The 4,531-nt window shown below is 59.6% G+C and carries 7 protein-coding genes; 1 reads left to right on the top strand and 6 read right to left on the bottom strand.

Features of this window, described 5'->3' with window-relative positions; all coding sequences use genetic code 11:
* The 4 genes from N4G42_RS25085 to N4G42_RS25100 form a co-directional block, all read right to left on the bottom strand.
* A partial coding sequence (locus N4G42_RS25085) for a hypothetical protein (protein WP_260669123.1) occupies positions 1–199 on the bottom strand: 199 nt, incomplete at its 3' end.
* Positions 196–1,209, bottom strand: coding sequence for a hypothetical protein (locus N4G42_RS25090; RefSeq protein ID WP_260669124.1), 1,014 nt, complete (start codon positions 1,207–1,209; stop codon positions 196–198). The genes N4G42_RS25085 and N4G42_RS25090, both read right to left, overlap by 4 nt.
* Before the next feature lie 265 nt (positions 1,210–1,474).
* The gene (locus N4G42_RS25095; protein ID WP_260669125.1) at positions 1,475–2,266 is read right to left on the bottom strand and encodes an ORF6N domain-containing protein; all 792 of its coding nucleotides are present in this window, start codon (positions 2,264–2,266) and stop codon (positions 1,475–1,477) included.
* On the bottom strand, positions 2,263–2,457 hold the full coding sequence (locus tag N4G42_RS25100) for a hypothetical protein (RefSeq protein ID WP_260669126.1): 195 nt from the start codon (positions 2,455–2,457) through the stop codon (positions 2,263–2,265). Before N4G42_RS25100 ends, N4G42_RS25095 begins: the two co-directional genes overlap by 4 nt.
* A gap of 104 nt (positions 2,458–2,561) precedes the next feature.
* Here N4G42_RS25100 and N4G42_RS25105 point away from each other — a divergent pair, with 104 nt between their 5' ends.
* A complete protein-coding gene (locus N4G42_RS25105; RefSeq protein WP_260669127.1) occupies positions 2,562–3,128 on the top strand; it encodes a hypothetical protein in 567 nt (188 codons plus the stop codon).
* A 2-nt stretch (positions 3,129–3,130) separates the two neighbouring features.
* Here the strand turns inward: N4G42_RS25105 and N4G42_RS25110 are convergent, their stop codons facing one another.
* Positions 3,131–3,739, bottom strand: a complete 609-nt coding sequence (locus N4G42_RS25110) for a hypothetical protein (RefSeq protein ID WP_260669128.1) — start codon at positions 3,737–3,739, stop codon at positions 3,131–3,133.
* A gap of 252 nt (positions 3,740–3,991) precedes the next feature.
* Positions 3,992–4,333 carry a hypothetical protein gene (locus N4G42_RS25115; protein WP_260669129.1) on the bottom strand — a complete coding sequence of 114 codons (342 nt, stop codon included), beginning with the start codon at positions 4,331–4,333 and terminating at the stop codon, positions 3,992–3,994.
* Positions 4,334–4,531: the final 198 nt, after the last annotated feature.

Genomic DNA, 4,531 nt, shown 5'->3' on the forward strand with positions numbered 1-4,531 from the left:
CTGACTTTCCTGGGAATTCAGCTCCCCACGTCCATCCATCGGTGAGGGGGCGCAAAAGAACCGCAATCTGGCGTGCCACCGGCTGGATCAGTTGGTCAATCTCTTGCATAGGATTCGCGGCTTGCGGCGCAGCATTTCCAGTGCGCAGAGACGCCTTGGCCGCTGTAACTGGCTGCGCAGAGAGAGTTGCGGCGTTCATGCCTTCCCTCCATTCATTTGCTTGGCTTCGCGAGCGGCCTTCATGCGCGCGACGAATTCGGTCTTCCGCTCTTCGTTGTCGATCAGCCATTCCTCGTGAAGCACCCCTTGCCGCTTGATTTTTTGATCCAGCCAATTGGGATTCAGGTTCGTCGCACCAACACGGATCAAGGTGCTAAGCACTTCAAGAAAACCAGATGCCACATTGGCCTTGGTTGCCTTGTCGTAGTCAAGCCCGTCAAGGCTCATTGCCTCGCGCATGATGCCGAGGATGTCCAGGGGCGCGGTCTGGTGCTTCACATAGAACTTCACCACCTCGCCAGCCATCCGCATTCCTAGTTCCCTGCCCTGGTAATAGGGAAGGCTGGGAACGTCAAATTGCACGGTGCGGTAGGTTCTCTTCTTCGATCCTGCCTCACGGGTCACGACATAAGCGAATGAGAGCTCAGAAAGCTCCCTCTTTTCACCATTGGGCAGCGTCACCGTGCGGGCCATGCGTTCTTCGTCCTGCCGTCTGGCCATCACTGCATTGATGTGATCGCCGATCGCAGTCATGTCCTCCATTGACAGTGGCTGGCCCAGGCCGTCGCAGACTTGCGCGCCGATCAGTACCGCGTACCTTTTCAACCGGTCCATAAGGAGATCGCCAGCACCCCATGCCCATGCGCACGTCTCTGGGTTAATGTGGATCTGGATTTCCTTCAGCGCGCCGAATGCCTCATGGCCACCGTGGACGACATGACGCGCAATCTCGCCGCCGGTGTCGGGATCGGACATGCCGATCAGATGGATTTTTTTGAGCCAGTCAAAGCCCGACTCCTGGGCACGTTCGATACGGTCACCATTGAACTTCGAGCCCTCGGGGCGCAAGCTCAGCACTATCAGAGATGGGCTGAAGTCCGGTTCAACCCGGCGCATTTGCGGGGTAGGGCGGCGGTTCGGAGTGCCCTTGTTTGGGCTGGTTCCGGCAAGGGTTGTCCCTGCCGCTGTCTGCGTGGCATCATTCGTCATGGTCTGTCCTGGTTTGGGCTGATCTAGAGCCCCGTCCGGTGCGGTGAGATGTTCCGGGCGGGGCTCGCCTTTTTGGGGCTACTGGTTGTGGTGCTGGTGGTTCACTGGTTCGTTCTCCTGGTCCAAGAATTTAAAGGCCCGGACCTGCAAAAAGGGGGGCGAAAAACACCCGAAATCGTGACGTTTCCAAATTTGTGGCCTGGGTCACTGTGCGGCGGCCGGTCACGATCGGTAAATGGAGCGCTCCACTTTTTCGCAGCCGTAGCTATGCCGCTGCGCGGAGTTTGTCGGCGACTGCTGGATTCCACAGCACTTGATAGCCGCTGTGACCTGTTTCAGCGCTGTATGGGAGAGCTTCGGCCCAGGCCAATCCTGCTTCGGTCAATTCCCAATCGCCACGCGCGTTTTTCACCTGCAGGCCCATCTGCTGGAGACGCTTGTTTGTGGCCGCGGCGCCCATTCCAACCAGCTTGCCCAGATTGGTCGCGTTGAGCGAACACAGTGGGCCCTCGTTGGCAGCTGGGAGGGCAAGGCGCATTGAAGCCGTCTCGATGCCGGTGTTTTGCTGGATGCAAGTCAAGGTGGCGGCCATGGCGATCCCCGGCTTCACCCCAGGCACCTTGGCCACAGCCTCGCCGATCAAGATGATGGCCGCCACGCTGTCAGCGGCGGGAGCTGCCAGAGCGAGTTGGGCGGCCGGGCGGAAGTAGCGATCCTCCAGATCTTCGAACACCTCCCAGGCTTCGGCGGTGGTCAGCATCTTGGCGTGGCGCGCTGCGCCGCGCTCGGTCCACAGGATCAGAGAGCGGGTCTTGCTGGAGATTTGCGACCCGATTTCGTCGGGTTGCAAAGCGGCCAGGGTGCGAAGCTCCGCGCCGCTGAGCTTAAACAGATGCTTCCCCTCCTCGAAGTGCGCGCGGTTGTTCGAGTGGTTGTCGCCGATGTTCTTCTCGCTGCAGCCGTAGAAGCTGGCAAGCTGGCGCGTTGTGCAAACACGCTGCCCCTTGTAGCTGATGACCTGCGAGGTCACACCGGAGATGATGATTTCGTTGCTCACTGGGGCTGTCCTTTCTGCTGGGTTTGCTGATCTGCCTGGCGGCTGGCCTCCAGGCGGTGCACGACTTCACCGGAGTACGACCGGGTGTTTTTCCTTGCCTCGCCGCGCAGGTAGCTGCGCAGATCGGCGGGAATACGAATTGAATCCGGGCGCTTGGGCTCGGGCTTCTGGGTTTGGGTTTGTATGCTCATGGTGGTGTCGTGTGCGTTTAGCTTACGATGTAATAAAAGACAATACAAGTAGTTTTGAAGAATTATTTGTATGCTGTACGCTTACGGGTCGTACAATCTCCTGCATGGCTGAAGAACCCAAGAAATCCAAAGGCGGGAGCAAACTGTCGCGGTCGGAGATCACGACGGTTCGCCTTGACCCGAAACTCCGCTACTTGGCTGAACTGGCGGCGCGCAAGCAGAGGCGTACCCTCAGTAGCTTTGTCGAGTGGGCAATAGAGGACTCGCTTGATCGCTTCAACCTTCGGGAATGGGACAGCGGCAGCATCACGCTTCTGTCCCAAGCTGAGTCCCTTTGGGACGTCGATGAGGCTGATCGCTTGGCAAAATTGGCATTGAGTTTTCCGGAGCTGCTCACGCATGATGAGCAGATCATCTGGAAACTGATCAAAGAGAGTGGCTACTTTTGGAGAGGCTCCTTCCACAAGGTTTCCAACGAATGGACTTGGACTGTTCAAGAGAGCTCTTTGGTGTTTGAAAGGCTCAGAGATAGCTGGGAGGTGGTGAAAGCCGTCGCGGCGGGAGACGAGCCGCCCGAGGCTATGCCGAGTTGGCCGAGGCGCCGCGTAGTTGCGCCGCCCCCCTCCAGTAGCAGCGGTTTTGACGACATGGACGCGGATATTCCCTTCTGAGATCACACGGTCCTCCCAGCCAGGCGCTCCATCAGCGGGCGCTCGCGGTACTCGCCGAACACACCGCCGAAGAACTCGTTTGCGCCTTCGTGGAGCATGCGGTCCAGCCTCGGGCTGGTGGTCATCGCGCGCATCAAGGCCATGGTGTGACACCACTGCAGCGGCTGGCTTTTAGGTGACGCCCAGTCCTCGCGGCGGTTCATCGCCGAGTTCTCCAGGTGCAACACGGTGATCAGGTACAGCGCCTTGTCGCCGTACTCGCGGATCGTCTCCGTGTCCCGGTCGGCCGTGTTGATATTCAGTGCTTCGAAGATCTGCTCGCGCGTTGCGGTGCGGTCGAGCGCGTCACACAGGGGCATCAGGTAGTTGCCGATCTCAATTTCCATCGATTCCGCTTGCAGCATGCCTTCCTGCAGCTTTGCGGCGACGACTGCTGCCCGTGCACCGTCTGGTGTGCCCGTGCCCAGGCGGTCCCGAAGGCGTGCGTTTTCAGCCAGCACCTCCCGGGATTCAATTCGTACCTTGACGATGCGGCGCGCGATGCCGCGCAGGTAGACCAGCTGCTTGACAAGTTGGTCGCCTGTCTCGGCGCCTGTGAGTTCGAGGTGCATGGGGTTAGCGTAGGTGGATTGCCAAGAAATTGCGACTCACTGAAAAGTCACTTTTGCGTTACGCGGAATTCCGTGCGCGCCACAGCAGGCCACCGGCCCAGGCCAGTGACTTGATGGGCACAGCACCAGCGGCGCGGCGCATCCCAGCCAGGCGGCAGAAGAGGGTGATCTGTTTCATGTGCATCCTTTCGATTGCTGATGGTCCCGCCGTCAGGTGAGACAGAAAAAGGGGGTAAAGCGGCGCGACAGGATTTAGAGGCCGTGCCCGCGCCATTCCTCGTCGTGCTCGGCGATGGCTTGGCGGGTCATGTGGCCGTATTCAGGGGCGTCCTTGATGGCGCGCGGCGGGGCAGTGGTGCCCACCAGGGCCTGGCAGTTACGGGCGCTGCGGCGGTGCGCCTGGGCCTGCATCGTTTCCTTGCCGGTGTGCGGGTTAGGTTGCAAGGCGTCGGCGGCCTGGTCGTAGAGGCTCGCAGCCAAGGCCCATTGCAGAGCTGCCTGGGCTTTCTTCGCTGCCTGGGCGAGCATGGCGGCATCAGCGCTTGCGGCACGCGCCTTGCCGGCGTCGATGAAGGCGGGGATGGTGGTCGGCATGTTTCACTCCGTCGCCCTAGCTGGGCGGTCGAGTGAATTATGCGATATGAATAACTATTGCGTCAAGCAATATGCATAACTTACGCAGAACTTTTTTTGGGCGGCTAAACTTTGCGCTTCACAAGGGATAGCAATTCATGCCTCAATGCGGCCACTTCGCGCACCTGCTCTGGGGTGTAAAACCAGCCGCCTGCCTTG

It is taken from the genome of Acidovorax sp. K2F, assembly GCF_025246485.1.
In the GTDB taxonomy this organism is placed as follows: Bacteria; Pseudomonadota; Gammaproteobacteria; order Burkholderiales; family Burkholderiaceae_C; genus Acidovorax; species Acidovorax delafieldii.

What these genes read in the sequence shown, in the direction of transcription:
- N4G42_RS25100 (WP_260669126.1), bottom strand. Translation starts at nt 2,457, where the DNA reads ATGAGCATACAAACCCAAACCCAGAAGCCCGAGCCCAAGCGCCCGGAT.
- N4G42_RS25090 (WP_260669124.1), bottom strand. Translation starts at nt 1,209, where the DNA reads ATGACGAATGATGCCACGCAGACAGCGGCAGGGACAACCCTTGCCGGA.
- N4G42_RS25110 (WP_260669128.1), bottom strand. Translation starts at nt 3,739, where the DNA reads ATGCACCTCGAACTCACAGGCGCCGAGACAGGCGACCAACTTGTCAAG.
- N4G42_RS25115 (WP_260669129.1), bottom strand. Translation starts at nt 4,333, where the DNA reads ATGCCGACCACCATCCCCGCCTTCATCGACGCCGGCAAGGCGCGTGCC.
- N4G42_RS25105 (WP_260669127.1), top strand. Translation starts at nt 2,562, where the DNA reads ATGGCTGAAGAACCCAAGAAATCCAAAGGCGGGAGCAAACTGTCGCGG.